18 protein-coding genes are annotated in these 20,504 nt (G+C 41.6%); 6 read left to right on the top strand and 12 right to left on the bottom strand.

The window, feature by feature from the left end; genetic code table 11:
- Nucleotides 1-18: 18 nt before the first annotated feature.
- From BDD43_RS12395 to BDD43_RS12360, 8 genes are all read right to left on the bottom strand, one after another.
- A complete protein-coding gene (locus tag BDD43_RS12395; RefSeq protein ID WP_121197971.1) occupies nucleotides 19-510 on the bottom strand; it encodes a metallophosphoesterase family protein in 492 nt (163 codons plus the stop codon).
- Between the two features lie 78 nt (nucleotides 511-588).
- A complete protein-coding gene (locus BDD43_RS12390) occupies nucleotides 589-1,296 on the bottom strand; it encodes a tRNA1(Val) (adenine(37)-N6)-methyltransferase (RefSeq protein ID WP_262707411.1) in 708 nt (235 codons plus the stop codon).
- 199 nt (nucleotides 1,297-1,495) lie between these two features.
- Nucleotides 1,496-1,885: an SMU1112c/YaeR family gloxylase I-like metalloprotein gene (gene gloA2, locus BDD43_RS12385; RefSeq protein WP_121197969.1), complete on the bottom strand. Its 390-nt coding sequence runs from the start codon at nucleotides 1,883-1,885 to the stop codon at nucleotides 1,496-1,498.
- Nucleotides 1,885-4,107, bottom strand: a complete 2,223-nt coding sequence (purL, locus tag BDD43_RS12380) for a phosphoribosylformylglycinamidine synthase subunit PurL (protein ID WP_211339672.1) — start codon at nucleotides 4,105-4,107, stop codon at nucleotides 1,885-1,887. Before purL ends, gloA2 begins: the two co-directional genes overlap by 1 nt.
- A 247-nt stretch (nucleotides 4,108-4,354) precedes the next feature.
- Nucleotides 4,355-5,017: an energy transducer TonB gene (locus BDD43_RS12375; protein ID WP_121197967.1), complete on the bottom strand. Its 663-nt coding sequence runs from the start codon at nucleotides 5,015-5,017 to the stop codon at nucleotides 4,355-4,357.
- A 67-nt stretch (nucleotides 5,018-5,084) separates the two neighbouring features.
- Nucleotides 5,085-5,678 (bottom strand): DUF4468 domain-containing protein, encoded by a 594-nt coding sequence (locus tag BDD43_RS12370; protein WP_162847057.1) that lies wholly within the window; start codon nucleotides 5,676-5,678, stop codon nucleotides 5,085-5,087.
- Nucleotides 5,679-5,747: 69 nt separating this feature from the next.
- Nucleotides 5,748-6,803: a porin gene (locus BDD43_RS12365; RefSeq protein ID WP_121201972.1), complete on the bottom strand. Its 1,056-nt coding sequence runs from the start codon at nucleotides 6,801-6,803 to the stop codon at nucleotides 5,748-5,750.
- 241 nt (nucleotides 6,804-7,044) lie between these two features.
- Nucleotides 7,045-8,706, bottom strand: coding sequence for an ammonium transporter (locus tag BDD43_RS12360; protein WP_121197965.1), 1,662 nt, complete (start codon nucleotides 8,704-8,706; stop codon nucleotides 7,045-7,047).
- Nucleotides 8,707-9,067: 361 nt separating this feature from the next.
- Here BDD43_RS12360 and BDD43_RS12355 point away from each other — a divergent pair, with 361 nt between their 5' ends.
- The 4 genes from BDD43_RS12355 to BDD43_RS12340 are packed head-to-tail and all read left to right on the top strand — an operon-like array spanning nucleotide 9,068 to nucleotide 12,949.
- The gene (locus BDD43_RS12355; protein WP_121197964.1) at nucleotides 9,068-11,254 is read left to right on the top strand and encodes a glutamine synthetase III family protein; all 2,187 of its coding nucleotides are present in this window, start codon (nucleotides 9,068-9,070) and stop codon (nucleotides 11,252-11,254) included.
- A 54-nt stretch (nucleotides 11,255-11,308) separates the two neighbouring features.
- The gene (locus BDD43_RS12350; RefSeq protein WP_121197963.1) at nucleotides 11,309-11,863 is read left to right on the top strand and encodes a hypothetical protein; all 555 of its coding nucleotides are present in this window, start codon (nucleotides 11,309-11,311) and stop codon (nucleotides 11,861-11,863) included.
- 37 nt (nucleotides 11,864-11,900) lie between these two features.
- Nucleotides 11,901-12,530 carry a hypothetical protein gene (locus BDD43_RS12345; protein ID WP_121197962.1) on the top strand — a complete coding sequence of 210 codons (630 nt, stop codon included), beginning with the start codon at nucleotides 11,901-11,903 and terminating at the stop codon, nucleotides 12,528-12,530.
- A 14-nt stretch (nucleotides 12,531-12,544) separates the two neighbouring features.
- Nucleotides 12,545-12,949: a hypothetical protein gene (locus BDD43_RS12340; protein ID WP_121197961.1), complete on the top strand. Its 405-nt coding sequence runs from the start codon at nucleotides 12,545-12,547 to the stop codon at nucleotides 12,947-12,949.
- A gap of 128 nt (nucleotides 12,950-13,077) precedes the next feature.
- On the opposite strand, the gene BDD43_RS12335 is transcribed toward BDD43_RS12340, so the two are convergent.
- The gene (locus tag BDD43_RS12335) at nucleotides 13,078-14,868 is read right to left on the bottom strand and encodes a chloride channel protein (RefSeq protein ID WP_121197960.1); all 1,791 of its coding nucleotides are present in this window, start codon (nucleotides 14,866-14,868) and stop codon (nucleotides 13,078-13,080) included.
- Nucleotides 14,869-14,988: 120 nt separating this feature from the next.
- Between BDD43_RS12335 and BDD43_RS12330 the strand changes: the two genes are divergently transcribed.
- Nucleotides 14,989-16,170 (top strand): AIR synthase related protein, encoded by a 1,182-nt coding sequence (locus tag BDD43_RS12330; protein ID WP_121197959.1) that lies wholly within the window; start codon nucleotides 14,989-14,991, stop codon nucleotides 16,168-16,170.
- 9 nt (nucleotides 16,171-16,179) lie between these two features.
- Here BDD43_RS12330 and BDD43_RS12325 read toward each other — a convergent pair whose 3' ends face one another.
- Both BDD43_RS12325 and BDD43_RS12320 read right to left on the bottom strand, forming a co-directional pair.
- On the bottom strand, nucleotides 16,180-16,650 hold the full coding sequence (locus tag BDD43_RS12325) for a hypothetical protein (RefSeq protein ID WP_121197958.1): 471 nt from the start codon (nucleotides 16,648-16,650) through the stop codon (nucleotides 16,180-16,182).
- A 5-nt stretch (nucleotides 16,651-16,655) separates the two neighbouring features.
- A complete protein-coding gene (locus BDD43_RS12320) occupies nucleotides 16,656-17,900 on the bottom strand; it encodes a cation:proton antiporter (protein ID WP_121197957.1) in 1,245 nt (414 codons plus the stop codon).
- Between the two features lie 92 nt (nucleotides 17,901-17,992).
- Between BDD43_RS12320 and BDD43_RS12315 the strand changes: the two genes are divergently transcribed.
- Nucleotides 17,993-19,831: a UbiD family decarboxylase gene (locus BDD43_RS12315; RefSeq protein WP_121197956.1), complete on the top strand. Its 1,839-nt coding sequence runs from the start codon at nucleotides 17,993-17,995 to the stop codon at nucleotides 19,829-19,831.
- 82 nt (nucleotides 19,832-19,913) lie between these two features.
- Here BDD43_RS12315 and BDD43_RS12310 read toward each other — a convergent pair whose 3' ends face one another.
- Nucleotides 19,914-20,492, bottom strand: a complete 579-nt coding sequence (locus BDD43_RS12310) for a hypothetical protein (RefSeq protein ID WP_147425625.1) — start codon at nucleotides 20,490-20,492, stop codon at nucleotides 19,914-19,916.
- Between the last annotated feature and the right edge of the window lie 12 nt (nucleotides 20,493-20,504).

Here is a 20,504-nt window from a genome sequence, read left to right as displayed (position 1 = left end):
AGTGTATTTTTTACAATATTATTTAATTAATTCTATCACCTCTAAGGTATGAATTTTTTCGTCAGTTATGCAAAAACGCATCAAAGTTTGCATCCTGTGCCATCCTTGTTTGCCTGCTGCACCGGGGTTTAGGTGCAAGCAATTAATTTTTTTATCAAAAATAACTTTTAATATATGCGAGTGCCCCGTTATAAACAAAGCGGGTGGCTTAGTGTAAATAGTACGCTTTACGCGCGGGCTGTATTTATCCGGATAACCGCCAATGTGCGTCATCCATACATCTACATTTTCACAATTAAAACGCAGGTCTTCGGGGTACTGCAAGCGAATATCCTTATCATCAATATTGCCAAAAACACCACGCAGAGGCTTAAAAGCAGCAAGTTGATCGGCAAGTTCTATGGTGCCAAAATCGCCGGCGTGCCATATTTCGTCAACACTATCAAAATGTTTAAAAACAGCATCGTCAAGATAGCCGTGCGTATCGGATAAAAGGCCAATTTTCGTCATGTCAAATTTCGGAAGTGTACTATTGGGTTGTTAAGCTCAATTTTTAGTGCATTAAACCCGGCGCAAAATAACATTTGCTCAAAAGATAGTAAAAAAATCTCTTAAACATTGCTGGTATTGCCCGCTGTAAACTTTTGGTGCATCGTAAATAACAAACTGCTGCTGCACTATTTCTGTTTCTGTTAAACCAAAGGCAATTATTTGGCGATGAGGTTCGCTATGGGCGAAGGATTGGATGGCGATAACCTGCTGCACAAATAAGCCGTTTTGCAAACACAGTTGCTTAACCAATACTGCCGTAGAAATGGGCAGTACTAACCAGCAAAGACCGTTGCTTGTTAGGTGTGTAGAAACTACCTTAATTAACGTTTCGAAGAAAAACCCATCGGTATGCTTGGCCAAATTTGTTTTGGTTGCTGCTGCCTCTAACGAATTAATATAGAATGGCGGGTTTGATACAATAACGTTATACTTGCTTTGTGGATACGTTGTAAAATACTCCTCAAACCCAACCGGGTAAACATTAAGCCTGTTTGCAAATACCGAGCCTTTAAAGTTTTTTTGAGCGGTTTGGGCGGCTGAAGTATCAATTTCAACCGCATCAATTATAGCATCCGGAAACCGCTGTGCCATCATCATGGCAATAACTCCGGTACCGGTGCCAATATCCAATATGGTTTGGGGCTGCCCTGTTCCTGCCAAACAGCCCAACAATACACCATCGGTATTGATTTTCATGGCGCAGCCCGATTGCTCTACCTCGAATTGTTTGAATTTGAATAGCAAGTCCTTTTTATTTTTTTGTCATTGCGAGCGATAGCGTGGCAACCGCACGTAGAGCAGCGAAGTTTGCGGGGCGAATATGTCTCCGTGCGGTTGCTTCGTTCCTCGCAATGACATAAACAAATAAAAGCTAATGCCATTGCTATGGAGGAGAAATCTTCTGCGCCAAGCATTAACCGCTATACAATCCCATACTAACGCCCTACTTTTCAACCAGTTCCAGTGGCAAGCCATCCGGGTCGGTAAAAAAGGTAAATTGTTTGCCGGTAAATTCATCAATCCTTATCGGTTCAACTACAACACCTTGCTGTTCTAAATATTTAACTGTGGCGGCTACATCGTCAACCTCAAACGCCAGGTGCCTTAAACCTAAAGCCTCGGGCTTTGAAGGCCTTGCCGGCGGATGCGGAAAAGAGAATAATTCAATTTGATATTGATCGCCAACCATCAGATCCAACTTGTACGACTGCCGCGCTTCCCGGTACACCTCCCGAACAATTTCGAGGCTTAATATAACGGTATAAAAATGTTTAGACACTGCATAGTCCGAACAAATTATAGAAATATGATGTATCCGGCTTAGTTTAAACATTAATCTCCTAAAATATCATGCAACACGTTATCAAAAACATTCTTGGCTTCTGCCGTTGTACCAAACGATTCTTCGTCAACCAACAAGTCGCCATTGTTAACTGTACCGAGTAAAGTAAATTCAATTTCTGATGTTGAAAGTAGCTCTATCAATGCTTCCTGCCCTTCAGGCTTAACCGATACCACTACCCTACCCTGTGCCTCGCCAAACAAAAACGCATCCTTACGGATACTGTCGTCGCTCTCAATGGCAAAGCCTAAGCCATTTGGCATGGCCGCTTCCAGCAGTGTTATGTATAGGCCACCGTCGGCAACATCATGTGCCGATTGTATTAATTTTTGAGTTATCAGTTGCTTAATTACCTGGTGTAAGGCATACTCTTTTTCCAAATCAAAATGCGGCGCAGGTGCAGCAAGTATTTTATGGTAGGATGCCAGGTATTGCGATGATGCAATATCATTAACCGATTCGCCTAACAAGTAAATGATGTCTCCGGCTTGTTTAAAATCGGCGGTCATGATATTGGCAATATCATCCATTACACCAAGCATACCAATAGTGGGTGTAGGAAATACAGGCCCATCATCGGTTGATTGATTGTAAAAGCTCACGTTGCCACCCGTTACCGGGGTTTCAAATTTAGTACAAGCTTCGCTCATACCTTTAATAGCGCCCACAAACTGCCAGTAAACTTCGGGCACATACGGGTTGCCAAAGTTTAGGCAATTGGTAATGGCAACAGGCTCGCCACCGGCGCAGGTAATATTACGGGCCGCTTCGGCTACGGCTATTGCGGTACCCTTTTGCGGGTCGGCGTATACATAGCGCGAGTTGCAGTCAACAGTTAATACAATGGCTTTATTTGTGCCCTTAACAGCTACCACGGCTGCATCGCAGGGGCGGTTGGTTGTCATGGTTTGTACGCCCACCATCGAATCGTATTGGTTAGTAACCCAACGCTTTGATGCAATATTAGGGTGCGATACCAAATGATCGGCCACAGCCTTTAAATCGGCTGGCTCGGCAACGTCTTCTATTTTAAATTGTTGATTTTTTTGAAAATATGCCGGCTCCTTATAATCGCGTTTGTAAATGGGGGCACCCCCACCTAAAACAAGGTCGTCGGCAGGCACGTCGGCTACTAATTCGCCATTCATATAATAATGCAGGCGTTTGGTATCGGTAACCTCGCCAATAATGGCACAATTAAGATCCCATTTATCAAAAACAGCCTCTACTTCTTTTTCACGACCTTTAAATACCACAATCAGCATCCGCTCCTGCGATTCTGATAGTAATATTTCAAAAGGCTTCATGTTAGCCTGCCTGGTTGGTACCTTATCCAAATCAATGCGCATACCATGCTCGCCCTTGGCCGACATTTCTGAATTGGAACAGATGATACCCGCAGCACCCATATCCTGCATGCCTACAACGGCACCGGTTTTAATAACCTCAAGCGTTGCTTCAAGTAATAGTTTTTCCTGAAAAGGGTCGCCTACCTGCACGGCGGGTAAATCGTTTACCGAATCTTCGGTTATATTTTTTGATGCAAAAGCCGCACCATGTATACCATCTTTACCTGTTGCCGAGCCTACTATGTAAACCGGGTTGCCAACGCCGTATGATGTTGCCGAAACAGTTTCGCCAGCCTTAACAATACCTGCCGACATGGCGTTAACCAACGGGTTGATATTATAACATTCGTCGAAAAATAATTCGCCGCCAACGGTGGGTATACCAAAAGCATTACCATAATCGCCAATGCCTTTTACAACGCCTTTAACCAGCCATTTGGTTTTATCCAGTTTTAAATCGCCAAACCTTAACGAGTTTAGTTGTGCAATGGGCCTTGCACCCATTGTAAAAATATCGCGGTTAATGCCCCCAACGCCCGTTGCAGCACCCTGATAGGGCTCCAGTGCCGATGGGTGGTTGTGGCTCTCTATTTTAAAAGCACAGCCAATACCGTCGCCCAGGTCAACCAGTCCGGCATTTTCTTCACCCGCTTTGGCCAGCATACGCGGCCCGTCCTTAGGTAAGGTTTTTAGCCAGGTTATAGAGTTTTTGTATGAGCAATGTTCGCTCCACATTACCGAGAAGATGGATAGCTCGGTAAAGTTGGGTGTGCGCCCCAGTATCTCATTTATTCGTTCAAATTCTTCGGGTAGTAAACCTAAATTTTTAGCGGTTTCAACGGTGGTTAATTCCTGGTGCTCCAATGTTATGTGGTTTTATGATAGAAAGCGCAAAATTAGGAATTTGCACGTAATATCCTCATTAAAAACCGGAATGTTTTTGGTTAGAAATAGAATAAATCAGAATCAAGAGACAAGAACCAAGACAGACAAAAGCAATTGTAAATATTTGCTATCCCCCTTTATTATTATATTTGAATGACGAGATTTGCATCTTGGCTCTTGATTCTCGCCTCTTGATTCTGATTTTCTTTGCTCTAGATTCTATCTCCTATCTATGCTCAATATTAAAATTAATAGGCAAAATGTATTTAACACGCACGGTTTGCCCACCTTGCATGCCTGCGGCCCATATGGGCGATAGCTTTAAAACCCGTAACGCTTCCTGGTCAAAACCATGGCCAGCCGGGCGGCTAACCAATATATTTGAGATGTGGCCGTCGCGCTCAACAATAAAACTCATTAATACACTTCCTGTTATCCGCTGTTGTTTGGCCTCCGGCGGGTAGCGTAAATTATTCTCTAAAAACTTAACCCAGGCTTCTACTCCGCCAACAGGCATTGGCTTAATTTCAACGGCGCGGCTATCTAAAACTTGTTCCACTATATTATTATGCCCATGCACGGTTGCCGGGGCTAATATTTTACTCTTTTTATCTATTTCAGGCTTTGCATCATCGAGCTTAATTTTAAGCTGTTTATCGGTAACCGAAACAGCACCCTTTTTGATATTAACAGATGCAGGTACTTTATCCATCAATAATGATGTTACCAAAACTATTACTGCAATAGATACTATGGTTATGGCAAAAGCCTTAAATAGGTTAAGTGCATAGTGCTTCCGCAAGTCGTAAGCACCATAACTTTTATTACGGTTCTCAAAAACCCGTTCAATCCATTCCGGACTATTAATGTCGAATTTTGAGTTAAGCATACGGTTTGCTATTATTTATCAAAAATTAACGGTGTTTACTACAATGTGGCATTCAACATTACTGTTTTTACCACTTATCAATATGTATTACTTTTTTTTCCAATTCCTTTTTTATCACCTTACTATGCTGGGTGCTAACGTACTTTTTTAACTTATCGCCCAATTGGCGGGCCGAAGTTGCAAACTGATCTAAAAATAGCGAAAGATCTTTATCGGTTATATTCTTGGATGATTTTTCGAGTGCAAAATCAACATTCTTATCTGCAACGTAATTTGTATATCTATCTCTTACATAAGGCCGGTAAGTTAAGTTGGTTAGCCAAAACCTGTATTTGCCTTCTTTTATTTCCATTTTTAACAGGTAGGCTACCTGCCCATCCGGGTGCTTTGCCAACGATTGTTTATGCACTATAAAAAAACCCGAACCTGATATTACCGCGTTTTTAGCATCCTGTTGGGTAAGGGTAAAGGTTTTATCGGTGCTGATGCCTTCAAAAAAATGCAAGCTCCTGTTATACAGGGTATCGGCACTATAGGTATCCATATTAACTACTTTGTAGTAAATATACTTGCCCTTATCGTCAAAAGCTAACGAATCTTTTTGTGCAAAGCTCGCTTTACCCACCACCAGGCAACAAATCAAAGCTAATATCTTGTTCATATGATATAATAAAGCCGTCCCGATAATCATCGGAACGGCTTATAAAATTAAGAATAATTTTTGTTTTGATTAGAATGCGTAAACAGCAGCAAGTGCAAATTGCGAAGCGCTTTTTGTTGCAGCTAAATTGCTGTCTTTAAACATTTTTTGTGAACCATTATCCAATCTAACTTCTGGTATGAAAGTTAACGGACCAGATTTGATGTTAGCTGTAAGTGTAAATGCAGTTACAGATTCGCCCGGAGCAGGAGTAGACGCTAAAGAGAATGTTCCGGTTTTAGTTTTAAAGTACTCACCACGTAAACCTAATACAACTGCTTTAGATACTGCCAATTGTGGATACAATGCAACACCTGTGAAGCCACCGGTTGCACCACTGGTTGCGCCTAAAGCCCATTTAGGAGATGAAAAATCGGCAGCGTTTAAGCCTAATTTAAAGGCATCAGTAATTTGGTAAGCAGTAGTTAAATCAAATTCGGTACCAGAGTACGAACCGGTTACTAAGTTTAAGTAAGCAGTCCAACCTTTAACCGGAGTTACAGTTAACTGTGCACCAAAGGTTGAAAAATCATTTACCGATTGGTAAGCATTCCAGGCATCGTTAAACACACCGGCCATTAAGCTTACTTTATCAGTAAAGGCATAAGTAAATTTAACACCTGCATTTTGGAACGGGCCATTGGTAAATAAATACGAAGTTGAGTAGTTAAAGTTGCCTGTAGGTGCAATTACTTCGTAACCAACAAATGTAGCCATGTAACCACCGGTAACATTAAATTTATCGGTAAAGTTGTAGCTTACATATAAATTTTGGATGTGGTTTCCAGGGGTTGGAATTGATGCATCAGAACGTGGACCGAAAGATACTTCGCCTACAAATGATGCTTTACCTACTGTTTTTTTGATACCAAGGTCAACCATACCTATCGAAAGGGAGTTTTGCTCGTTAGCAAAGCTGGTTGGGATGTTGGCAATTTTTTTACCTGCAAAATCGTACTTAAAGTAAGTATCAACAGATCCCGAAATAACCAGCGGGGCATCACCTGTAACTTTTATCGTGTCTTGCGCTTTAACTGCAAAACCCGATACAACAAGGGCAGTAATAAGTAATAGTTTTGATTTCATGATTTTTAATTGTGGTTTGATTGAATTGTGTGAGTGATTGTTTTGTAAGTTTTTTTTATCTTTCATTTTTACCAATTCCCTATTTTAATGCCAATAAATAGCCTATAGAGATAATTGGTTATTAATCATCAATTTAAAAAGTAAATAAAATGGTCAGTTAATTTTATGACCTACCATATTGATATAGTAATGCATCAATATGGTAGGTGTTTTGAGAAATTTTTGAATACTTGTTATTTAATTACTTAACAAGTTCTGGAGCACTCAATTTTGCAAGGTCAATATCTTCGTCAACAATGTCGGGATATGCACCTGTACCGTGCTCAAACATATCCAGGCCACCCGGGCCGGTTTCTGCTTCAACAGGTACGCGCAAGCTCCAAGGGTGAGGTAATTTCATAATGATAAACATCATTACAATACATACTACAAATGTAGCAGCAGTGATAATAAAGCTACCTATAGCCTGCGCTTCCAACACCTGGAAACCACCGCCATAAAATAAACCAGCAACCGGGGCAGAATTATCGGCACCTGTTGGGCCGGTTGCACCATATTTACCACAAGCAAATAAGCCTAATGATAATGTACCCCATATACCGTTAATACCGTGAACAGTTACCGCTCCAACTGGATCGTCAATTCTAAACCATTCAACAACGTTCATAAATATGTAAGTTAATACACCGGCAACTAAACCTAAAAGTATAGCGCCACCCGGGCTAACCCAGTAGCAAGGGCAGGTGATAGCTACCAAACCTGCAAGGAAACCGTTAATGGTATAACCTAAATCAAATTTACCTCTTGTTGGGCCAAACCATAACGCAATAAACATTGCAGCCATACCACCACCGCAGGCAGCTAATGTAGTGTTGGCGGCTATACGGCCAATACCTTGCATATCCATTGCTGATAGTGAGCTACCAGGGTTAAAGCCGTACCAGCCAAACCATAAAATAAAACCACCTATAGCGGCTAGCGTTAAGTTATGCGGAGGCGGCATACCACCTTTAGCTTTATCATCGCGGGCAAATATTCTGCCAAAGCGCGGGCCTAATACAATAGCACCTGCAAGCGATGCAATACCGCCTATGGTGTGTACAACGGTTGATCCGGCAAAATCGCGGAAACCGGTGCCTAACGCTTCAAAGAAACCACCTTTGCTACCCATTAACGCTAAGAAACCATCAGGTCCCCAGGCCCAGTGGCCAATTATTGGATAAATAAAGCCTGTGATACCGATAGAATAAATAATATCGCCACGGAAGCTTGTACGGCCAATCATCGCACCAGATACGATGGTAGAGCAAGTATCAGCAAAGGCATATTGAAAAATCCAGTGTGCTAAAATAGGAATACCCGTTGCACCATAAGTTTCGGGAATGTTTGACAGGAAGAACCATGAACCGGCAATTTTACCGGCAGGATCGCCGTGCCAGCCTATAAAACCATTTCCCCAACCAAACATAAAGGCATAACCAATAGCCCAGAAAAGGATACCGCAAAGGCATGTATCAAAAATACACTCCATTAATACGTTAACGGTTTCTTTAGTACGGGCAAACCCGGCCTCAAGCATTACGAAACCAGCTTGCATACCGAATACCAAAAATGCAGCAACCAACGTCCATGTGGTGTTGATAGAGTTCATGATGTTAGTTTCGATAGCGGTTGGAGTTGGAGCAGCCGCAGCAGCACTTGCATGCGAAGTAAGTAAACCAGGGATGGTAACCATGGCAAACAATACCAGCATCAATCCCAAAATTTTTCCTGAGAAAATGGTTATCCCCAGTTTCCATTTTTCCGCAGAAATGGTTGGGAATCTGGAAGGAGATGCTTCCCCTCCGCTGCCTTTAAACAAATTGAGCCCGAGCAATTTGTTTTTGTCAATTTTTAAATTCATAATGTTTGTTATTTAGTTTGATTGTTAAGTGAGTTACTGGTTTTATTCCTATTCTTCCGATTTATAATTGCAATTTTAATTAATATATCACAAAATTGATAGATTTCATAGAGATTTTTTTATTTATCCCTTAAATTTTAATCTGTTTTTAATAAATCATATGATTATTTGAATGATTTGATGAAATTATGAGTAATTTTTTAAAAAACCAATAGCAATCAGTAAAAAAATTCAATTTATTTAGAAAAAAGTTCAAAAATGGACTGCTTTTTAATCTACACTATTTTTATTCAAAAAACGCGTTGGTTATAAGGAGTTTTATATTTTTGATGAAAAAAAGCAACAACTTTAGCTATAAACTATGTCAAACATCAGATTTCAGGCCTTACAAGCGGTGTTAACCCGCACAATTCCGGAAGTAAAGGTATCCGGAGCTAAAATTTCAGATTTTTTTGGCTCAAATGTTTTCGATAAAAAGAAAATGATGGATTTTTTATCTAAGGATGCTTATCAAAGTATTGTAAGTGCTATTGAGATAGGCGAACCCATTCCGCGCGATATGGCCGAGCAAGTTGCATCGGCCATGAAATCGTGGGCAATGAGCAAGGGCGCCACACATTATACACATTGGTTTCAGCCGCTAACCGGCACCACAGCCGAAAAACACGACGCCTTTTTTGAACCCGCTGCTGATGGATCGGCAATTGAGCGTTTCTCGGGCGATGCATTGGCCCAGCAGGAGCCAGATGCCTCAAGCTTCCCTAACGGCGGCATTCGTAATACATTTGAGGCGCGGGGCTATACCGCCTGGGATCCATCGTCGCCGGCCTTCATTATAGAGAGTAATACCGGCAAAACTTTGTGTATCCCAACCGTATTTGTATCATACACGGGCGAAGCACTTGATTACAAGGCACCTTTATTAAAGGCATTAAATGCTTTAGATAAAGCTGCTGTTGATGTTTGCAACTATTTTGATAAAAGCGTTGAAAAGGTAAATGCATCGTTAGGTATTGAGCAAGAGTACTTTTTGGTTGACCTTGCGCTGTTTAATGCCCGGCCCGATCTTTATTTAACGGGCCGTACCCTATTCGGTCACGAATCTGCCAAAGGCCAGCAATTGGAAGATCACTATTTTGGCTCTATCCCCGAGCGCGTATACGCCTTTATGCTTGATATGGAAACCGAAGCCTTAAAGTTGGGCATCCCATTAAAAACCCGCCATAACGAGGTTGCCCCTTCGCAATTTGAATGCGCGCCTGTTTACGAAGAGATTAATTTAGCTATCGATCACAATCAGCTATTAATGGACGTGATGGACAAGGTTGCCAAGCGCCATAACTTTAAAGTTCTTCTGCACGAAAAACCTTACGCGGGCATTAACGGCTCGGGCAAGCACAACAACTGGAGCATGATAACCAATACGGGTAAAAACTTATTGTCGCCGGGCAAAACGCCTAAAAACAACCTCATGTTTTTAACCTTTTTTGTAAACACCATAAGGGCCGTACACGAGTATGCAGATCTTTTGCGCGCGTCTATCGCATCGGTAAGTAACGACCACAGGCTTGGAGCTAACGAGGCCCCTCCTGCTATTATCTCTATTTTTTTAGGCAGCCAGTTAAGCGATGTTTTAGATGAGATAGAAACATCACGCATCAGCAAAAAAATAAAAGAAGATGCGTTGCTATGGCAGGGCATCCCCAAAATACCGCAAATTTTACGCGACAATACCGACCGTAACCGTACGTCGCCATTTGCCTTTACAGGTAATAAATTTGAGTTGCGCGCCGTGGGCTCGTCGGCCAACTCATCAAGCCCGATGACTATTTTGAACCTTATAGTTGCCGACCAGCTTAAAAAATTTAAGGTTGAGGTTGATAAACTGATAAAAAAAGGTGAGAAAAAAGATATTGCCTTACTTACGGTAATTAAAAAATACATTAAAGAATCGAAATCCATCCGTTTTGAGGGCAATGGCTATAGCGACGAATGGGAAAAAGAGGCCGCAAAGCGAGGCCTATCCAACATTAAAACTACACCAAAGGCACTTGATGTTTTGTTGACCGAAAAAGTTGAAAAGCTTTTTGAAGAAACAGGTGTTTACACCAAGCGCGAATCTGAAGCCCGGCACGAGATATTGCTGGATAGCTTTTACAAAAAACTACAAATAGAAGCCCGTTTAATTGGCGAACTTGTTACCAATGTTATTATCCCTACGGCCATAACCTACCAAAGCAAACTGATTGATAATGTAAAGGGCCTCAAAGAAATTGGTTTAGATAAGCAACACTATGCCGCCCAATTGGATATTATTGAACGAATAGCCACCCACGTTACCTTTATTAAAAACAATGTTGACGAGATGGTGCAGCAACGTAAAAAAGCCAACGCTATTGACGACATCCGCGAAAAATCTATCGCTTATGACGAAAATGTAAAAAGCTATTTTGAACCCATCCGCTACCATGTTGATAAATTGGAGCTTTTGGTTGAAGACAGCCTTTGGCCATTGCCTAAGTTTAGAGAATTATTATTTATTAAGTAATAATTTATTAATATTCTAAATTTACTTTTATAGCTTATTCTCAAAATTTAATAAATGAAACGTCTTTTCTTTGTCGTGTTTATTGCGTGTATAGTTTTAAGCTGCAAAAAAAACAATAACGATACCACGCCATCTGCTACCGGTAGCAATACGGCAAGCTGGTTGGTTAATAATGTACCGGTAGTCGCAAATTCCAAAAACAACACGGTTAGTGCTTCTGCCGATTTCTGGCGAACCTATATCGGAGCATCTTTGGTAAACAGGTATTTTAATATTAGTTTAAACTATACCGACAATAACGGCAATTTACAAACAGTGCGTTTAATAACCGGCCCCTTGCCTTTAGATAAGGTTAACATTCCGTATTCTGTAAATCTGCTTGCCTATGGCGCTCCCGATCGGGCAGGAGCCATTATTACCAATTTCCAGGGAAGCACATCAACTTTATATTACTGCGATGCAACTACCAATACAGGTAATTTAACCCTTACTACCTTAGACGAATCTAAATATATTGTAGCAGGTAACTTTTCGTTTACAGCCGCTGATAGCCAGGGAAATAAAAAGGTAGTTCAAAATGGGGTTTTCGATATTACATACTTTCATTAAATCCCCGTTAAAATATTCAATAACAAATTAATAATTTATGAGATCTTTCATCATCACAATTTGCCTTTCATTTTGCAGTTTATTACTTGCTGCACAAAGCTTTGAAGGTACTATTGTTTACCACAACAACTACAAAAGCAAATTGCCCAATGTTACCGACGAAAAGTTTAGCGAAATGATGGGCAGCACTCAAAATTATTCGGTTAAAGATGGTAATTACAAATCTACCACCAACGGTACATTGCTGCAATGGCAGCTTTACAATAAAAGCGACAAAAAACTTTACACCAAAGTTTCAAGCTCGGCAGCTATACTTTGGAACGATGCTACCGTTTACGCCGACACCGTATTGAGTACCGAAATAAATAAAGGCGTTGCCGAAATATTAGGTTATAAATGCGACGAACTGATATTGCATTGTAAAAGCGGCACGCAGAAATATTACTTCAATACCAAAATTTCTGCGGATAGTAAACAGTATATCGGCCATGCTTACGGCAACTGGTACACCGTAATATCCAAAACGAATGCTATCCCTTTAAAAATAATTATGGATACCAATCAGTTTAGTTTTGAAAGCACCGCCACCGCGGTTAAAGCTGCAAAACTTGATAACACTTTGTTCCAGTTGCCCGCAGGTGCCTTAACAGTTAAAAGCCCGTATTAAGGTAATTTTTATTTGTGAAAACTTACGCCATTAAACATACCGCAGGGCTTACCTTGAACGATTTATATAACTATTTACATCGGGGTGGCCATATTGTAACTTATGGATATTGTGTATCTATTTTGGCTTTTACCTATCGTTTGGTTTCTTCGCCGCACTTTATTAAGCCCGGCGAGAAGATTTCAAAGTATCGGCTTTCATATAATATACGCTCGTTGTTATTTGGTTGGTGGGGCTTACCCTGGGGGCCGATTTATACCATTGACATGATTAAAATTAATGCAAAAAATGGTGGTGGTATGGATGTTACAACAGAAATTTTGATGAAAATAAAACAGAAATACGATGATGATTATAACAGCAAAATTTTTGAAGAAGACATTACTATTGATTACGAAGATGCTGAATTGAGGAGATAAAACATAAGTAGTGTTAAGTTAATAGTACTAAGTCTTGAGTTAAAAGTTAGATTATTTTTTTGACTTAGAACTTAAGAGTTGTGGCTAAAGACTATCCCTTCATTATACGATTAATATAACGGTGTTATTTACTTCACCTCTTCCCTCGGTGCAAATATATCGGCCTCTTTATGCTGTTTTAACATTACTTCGCGGTAACGCACAAACAGTGCCGATTTTGATATAAAGCCTATAAATAGTCCGTTTTTAACTACCGGCAGGTGCCATACGCCGTAAGTATCAAACACATCCATCACATAGCTTATCGACTCGTTATCGTTTATAATGGCTGGTGGAATTACCATTACATCAGCCACAGGCATATTTTCGTCGGCTACCGAAAACATGTATTTGCGCACATCGCTCAAAAAAACAATGCCTTCAAGCTTGCCTTCTGTACTCAATACGGCAAAAATACTGGTAGTGGTTTCGGCAACCAGTTTAAACAGCATTTTAAGCGTGGTGTCTTTATTAATAACAGCATACTCATTGTTTACCATACTTTTAAGGCTAATGGCATCAAGCATGCTATGGTCGGCACCGGGGTGAATGTTTTTCTCGGTGATTAAATGATGCCAGTACATGTTATGCGGATTGAACGCCCTTGATATGATATACGACATGGCCGAAACAATCATCAAGGGAATAAACAAAATGTAACCGCCGGTAATTTCGGCTATCAAAAATATTGCGGTAAGTGGCGCGTGCATTACTCCGCTTATGGCTCCGGCCATACCAACGGCTATAAAATTACTGGTGTTTAGGTGTATTAACCCGGTTTGGTTTACCGTAAAGGCTACCAGCAAACCCAAAAACGCGCCCGTAAACATTGATGGTGCAAAAGTACCGCCGTTACCACCCGAACCTATAGTAATACCGGCAGCTATAATTTTAACAAACACCAGGCTGGCAATAAACAGTATCATAACCAAGGGCTGCGATAGCAGATCGGGAAATAAGGATTGCTCTTTTAATGCATCAATATTACCGTTTAAAACCTCTTGCATGTAATGGTAACCTTCGCCTAATAGCGGCGGGAAAATCAATATCAGCAGGCCAAGCATCAGGCCGCCGGCAATGGCCCGTTGGTAGCGATTATAGTTTTTAAGAATTCCTTTTTCAAGGCCTCCACCAACTTTGGCAATATAAACGGTAACCAACCCGCTGAGTAAACCAAGCAGTATATAAAACGGAATGGCGGCCATAACCCAACCTTCGGTAACCAAATGGAACAATTGGCGCGAGTATAAAACCTTGGCAACAACCACACCCGTAGCACTTGCTATTAATAAAGGTATAAAGGTGGGTATGCTTATTTCGCCAATGAGTATTTCTATGGCAAACAGTACGCCCGCTATGGGGCTGTTAAATACCGCAGCTATCCCGGCCGCAGAACCTGATGCCAGCAACACAGTTTTCTCAAAAGGGCTCAACCTAAAAAACTGCCCCGTGTTTGAACCTATTGCCGCCCCTGTACAAACAATGGGTGCCTCCAAACCCGATGAGCCACCAAAACCTACCGTTAGCGAACTGGTAATTAAGTGCGAGTAAATGTTATTGAAAGCAATATTGCTGCGGTTGGTTTTAACATTAGCTAAAACGCTGCCTATCCCCTTTTCAATTTTATCGCGGTTAATTAAGTGCTGATAGGCTACCGTTAGTAAAATACCTACCGCAGGTAAAAATATATATAAGATATGGAACAAATGGCCCGATATATTAAGGCTTACATCTTCCATTAAGTGTACAAGGTATTTTAGCAACACCGCTGCTAACCCGCCTATTAGCCCCACAACCGCACTGCCGTAAAGTAAAAAGTTTTTTTGCCCGTTACGGGTAAGCCTCCAGTTATTAATAGCTAAAAAAATGGATTTAAACATAATGATGTATAGATGCTTTGCAATTTAGGTAATTTTTAACAGTTGGTTAAAAATTTATTGGTTAGCAAATATTCTCGGGTGGTTTTAGGGGGTTAGGACGCTAAACCTTATATTTGCCACATGGTTTCTTCGCAAAGATACGATCAGCGTGGGGTATCGGCATCAAAGGATGATGTACACCGCGCCATACAAAAAATAGACAAGGGCATTTTCCCAAAAGCTTTCTGCAAAATTATTCCCGATATTTTGGGTAACGACCCTGAGTATTGCAATATTATGCATGCCGATGGCGCGGGTACCAAATCGTCGTTAGCGTATACTTATTGGAAAGAAACCGGCGATATTTCTGTTTGGCGAGGCATAGCCCAGGATGCCATTATCATGAATCTGGACGATTTGCTTTGTGTTGGTGCTACCGATGGAATCTTATTATCATCAACCATTGGCCGAAACAAAAACCTCATCAACGGCGATATTATTGCAGCCATTATTAATGGTACCGAAGAAATTTTAGAAGAATTGCGGTCGCAAGGCATAGGCATACACTCAACCGGCGGCGAAACTGCCGACGTTGGCGACCTGGTACGTACCATTATTGTAGATAGTACAGTAACCTGCCGAATGAAACGCGCCGACGTAATATCAAACGACCGCATACAACCCGGCGATGTAATAGTTGGACTGGCATCTTACGGCCAGGCAACTTACGAAACCGAATATAATGGAGGCATGGGCTCAAACGGTTTAACGTCAGCACGGCACGATGTTTTCGATAAATCTATCGCTAACAACTATCCCGAAAGTTTTGACCCGGCTGTTCCCGCCGACCTGGTATTCTCCGGTTCAAAAAAACTAACCGATGAAATTAGTATCGGTAACAATCAGAACATTACCGCGGGCAAACTGGTGCTATCGCCAACCCGTACCTATGCCCCGGTTATTAAAACCATTTTAGATGGCTACCGCAGCCAAATAAATGGCATGGTACATTGCAGCGGCGGCGCGCAAACCAAAGTGCTGCATTTTATTGATAACCTGCATATTATTAAAAACAACCTTTTTGCCACACCTCCGTTGTTCAAGCTTATACAGCAAGAATCGCAAACCAGTTGGCAAGAAATGTATAAGGTATTTAACATGGGCCACCGCATGGAGCTTTACGTGCCCGAAAGCATTGCTGCCGATTTGATAAAAATATCGCAAAGTTTCGGTATTGATGCACAGATTATAGGCCATGTAGAAGCTGCCGATAAAAAGCAAGTAACCATACAATCGGAGTACGGCGAGTTTGTTTATAATTGATACGGGCACTTATTCCTTCATGTACTTTTGGTAATCGGCTTGCAGATCGGTTATATCTGCCATAATTGGTTTGCCTTTCCCGTTAAATAGCATTACACCAAAAAAAATGGTATCCAGTTTCATCACGTAAGTCTGCCCTCGCAACGTTTTAAACGTTATGGCTCCTTCCGAATCGCGCTCAACCTTTTTTGCTTTAACCGAATCAAGGTAATGTTCGGATTGCGACATGTAATACACGTTGTCATCAACAATAGTGTTATAGTCTTCTTTATTTTGGTGTCGCTTTTTAACTTTATCTATCAACTTAATACTTGGCTCTATAACAACGGCGCAGGGCTGGGTTATCAGGTTAGTATCAACGGGGCTGCTAACTTTAGTAACCACCTTGGTACTATCGGTAACAATTGTGGTTTTAACCTGCTGCTGATGGCAGGCCATCAACAATAACAGTAATGGGATATATTTTAATGTTTTCATCATTTATTTTAGTGTGCCTTTTTCAGTAGTCGCCGTGCAATATTGCCAATGCTTAGGCCCTGCACCAGTATCGAAAACACAACTACCACGTAGGTAATCAGCACAAATTCGTCGCGGTGCATGGCCGTAGTTAACGAAAGTGCCAATGCAACCGAGAGGCCACCCCGCAAGCCGCCCCAGGTTAAAATAGATATGGCGTGCTTTTCGAATTTAATTTTATAGCGCAACAACATCACCGGGAAAAACACCGAAACCCAGCGCGCCAGTAAAACCAATACTATCGACAGTACACCAATTAATAATACCGTTATGCTAATTTTTATAATGAGCATCTCTAATCCTATCAGCAAAAAAAGGATAGCATTCAATATCTCGTCAATAAGTTCCCAAAACTTTCCTAAATAATCGCGGCTAACGTCGGATAATGCGCCGTCCCTAACTTTATTCCCGGTAATAATACCCGCAACAACCATCGCTAACGGGCCCGATACATGTAAGTGCCCGGCTACAAAATAGCCTCCCATTACAATAGCGAGGGTTATTAATACCTCAACCTTATAATCATCAATGCTACGGAGGGCAAAATAGCCTACATAACCCAGCGCAACTCCAAACAGTAAACCGCCTATGGCTTCCTGTAAAAACAGTTGCCCGATAGCCAGTGCCGAAACATCTGCCGTACCCGAGCGTGCTGCCTCAAATAGGGTAATAAATACAACTACAGCAACACCATCATTAAATAACGATTCGCCGGAAATTTTCACCTCAAGCGATTCGGGAATTTTAGCTTCTTTAAGTATCGCCAAAACGGCTATCGGGTCTGTTGGCGATATAAGCGCGCCAAACAAAAGGCAATATATAAACGGAATAGGCAGGCTAAACAAAATAAACAAGTACCAGGTAAAGGCACCTATCAGCACGGTAGATATGAGTATGCCCAGGGTTGATAACAGCAAAACCGGCCAGGCCTGTTTTTTTAACTTAGCGGCATCAATATGTATTGCACCGGCAAATAATAAAAAACTCAGCATAAAATTCATCAGCACATCCCTAAAATCAATTGAGGAGGCCAATTGCAAAGCCTTGTCTGTTAAAAAGGGATGCACCTTACCCAGCGCAGCCAAAACCATAGATGTACCCAGCGATAGCACCATGATACCGATGGTTGGCGGCCACTTAATAAGCCTATGGTTAATGTAAGCAAAAACAGCAGCAAGTACAATGGTGATGGTTAAAATTTCGCTGATACCCATATATAAATATCATCAATTAATCACAATTAAACGAACGTTACCCCATTAGCTTATTTAATTTTAACTTCACCGCATAAATACTAAGGCCACATATGGGTTACAAAAGCTTACAATCATGCATTGCCGATCTGGAGCAAAACGGACACCTTATTCGCATTAAACAACAGGTTGACCCTTATTTAGAAATGGCCGCCATACACCTGCGCGTGTATGAAAACCAGGGCCCGGCACTGTTATTCGAAAACATTAAAGGCAGCCCCTTCCCTGCGGCATCAAATCTATTCGGAACTTTAGACAGGTCGAAATTTATGTTTCGGGATACCCTTGACAAAATTAAAACCCTGGTTGATATCAAAGGCGACCCTATTAAAGCTATTAAAAACCCGCTTAAATACCTCAATGTGGCGGCAACTGCGCTATCGGCATTACCTATGAAAACCGGTAAAGGTGCGCCTATTAATTTTGGCCGTACCCAAATCAGCCAGCTTCCGCAAATCATAAACTGGCCCATGGACGGTGGGCCATTTGTAACCATGCCGCAGGTTTATACCGAGGATATTGATAAACCCGGCATCATGAATGCCAACCTGGGCATGTACCGCATACAACTGGGCGGTAACGATTACGTGCAAGACGATGAAATAGGTTTACACTACCAACTGCATCGCGGCATTGGCATACACCAAACCAAGGCCAACGCAAAAGGGCAACCTTTAAAAGTGAGTATATTTGTAGGTGGACCGCCCTCGCACCCCCTGGCAGCCGTAATGCCCTTGCCCGAAGGCTTATCCGAGATGACTTTTGCAGGTGCCTTGGGCAATCGCCGGTTTAGGTATTTTTACGATGATGAGGGTTTCTGTATATCAGCCGATGCTGATTTTGTAATTACGGGCACAGTAATGCCGCAGCAAAATAAACCCGAAGGGCCTTTTGGCGATCATTTGGGCTATTACAGCCTAACCCATCCCTTCCCGCTGCTTAGAGTAAACCGGGTGTATCATAAAAAAAATCCAATCTGGTCGTTCACGGTAGTTGGGCGCCCCCCGCAGGAAGATACCAGTTTCGGCGCGCTTATTCACGAGATTACAGGTTCTGCTATCCCTAAAGAAATACCGGGCCTGCATCAAATAAACGCTGTTGACGCTGCAGGCGTACATCCGCTTTTATTTGCCATTGGCAGCGAGCGTTACACGCCATACCTCAGTGGCCGCAAACCGCAAGAAATATTAACTATAGCCAACCACATATTAGGCAGCAACCAATTAAGCCTGGCTAAATACCTGTTTATTTGCGCACAGGAGGACGATCCGTCATTACATGTTGACGATATTCCGAAATTTTTAAAACACATACTGGAGCGCATAGACTTAACAAGCGACCTGCATTTTTACACCAAAACCACCATTGATACTTTAGATTATAGCGGCAGCAACTTAAATGCAGGCAGTAAAGTTGCAGTGGCAGTAGCAGGGGATAAACGCAGAGAGCTTTGGCAGGAATTACCATCTACCTTTAGCTTACCGCGACCATTCAATAACTACAAAATGGCCTTGCCGGGAATATTGGCTGTAGAAGCCCCCGCCTACGCCAGCGAAAGCGAAACCATTAAACAGGTAGAGATATTAAACGCCCACTTAAAAGACGCCGGTTTAGATAGCCTGCCCCTGCTAATATTATGTGATGATGCCGGCTTTACCGCTCAAACTGTTAACAACCTTATTTGGGTAACCTTTACCCGCAGCAACCCATCGCACGATATACATGGCATTAACAGCTTTACCCAATACAAACACTGGGGCTGTAAAGGGCCGCTCATTATTGATGCCCGCATTAAACCTCACCATGCTCCGCCATTAATTAAAGACGCGGCCACCGAAGCGAAGGTAGATAAGCTTGGCGCTAAAGGCGGGCCGTTGCACGGAATAATATAAAATACGTTTTTAAAAAATCGCCTATAAAAAAAGCCGTTCCAGATAATCCTGGAACGGCTTTTTTAGTTTTTAACAACGCTAATTATTGTATCGCAAAAAGTTTAGCTACACTGAAAGAAGAAGATGTAGTTGAAGCTGTTGCAGCTGTATAATCAGTACTGTAAATTGTAACCTTAATGTTGTAAACGTGGCCGCTAATAAATGGCGTGCCAAGAGGATACTTTGTAGTAACATAAGGCATATTTAAAAGTATTGAACCCTGGTATATAGAAGTGTTTGGATAACTTGTAGATACGGGCGTATAACTAACTGAACCGTAAGATGGTGTATTAAACGAATCGGCGGCAGTAAACGAGTTGAAGTGCAAGGTTTGCACAACTACAGTAGATGCTGCATTATCATAAAAAAACACATCAATTGCTCCGGCTGTTTTATTAGTTGTTGTAGCACCAAATAAAATTTGAACGGTGTTTACAGGAAACGGAACGCTAGAGGTAGGCGCGGTAGGCAAAGCATATGGCCCGGCAGTAAACATACCTACACTTGATAACTGGATACCAGGTAGTGTGGCGGCTACAGCATCAACATCTGCCTTCTTATCGCACGAAACCATTGTTATTGTCGTCAGTGCAATAATAAAAGCACTTATATATTTTTTCATTTTCATCATTTC

The sequence above is a fragment of the Mucilaginibacter gracilis genome, assembly GCF_003633615.1.
Classification (GTDB): domain Bacteria; phylum Bacteroidota; class Bacteroidia; order Sphingobacteriales; family Sphingobacteriaceae; genus Mucilaginibacter; species Mucilaginibacter gracilis.
The sequence above is the reverse complement of the archived record's forward strand: the minus strand, read 5'-3'. Positions and strand labels throughout refer to the sequence as shown.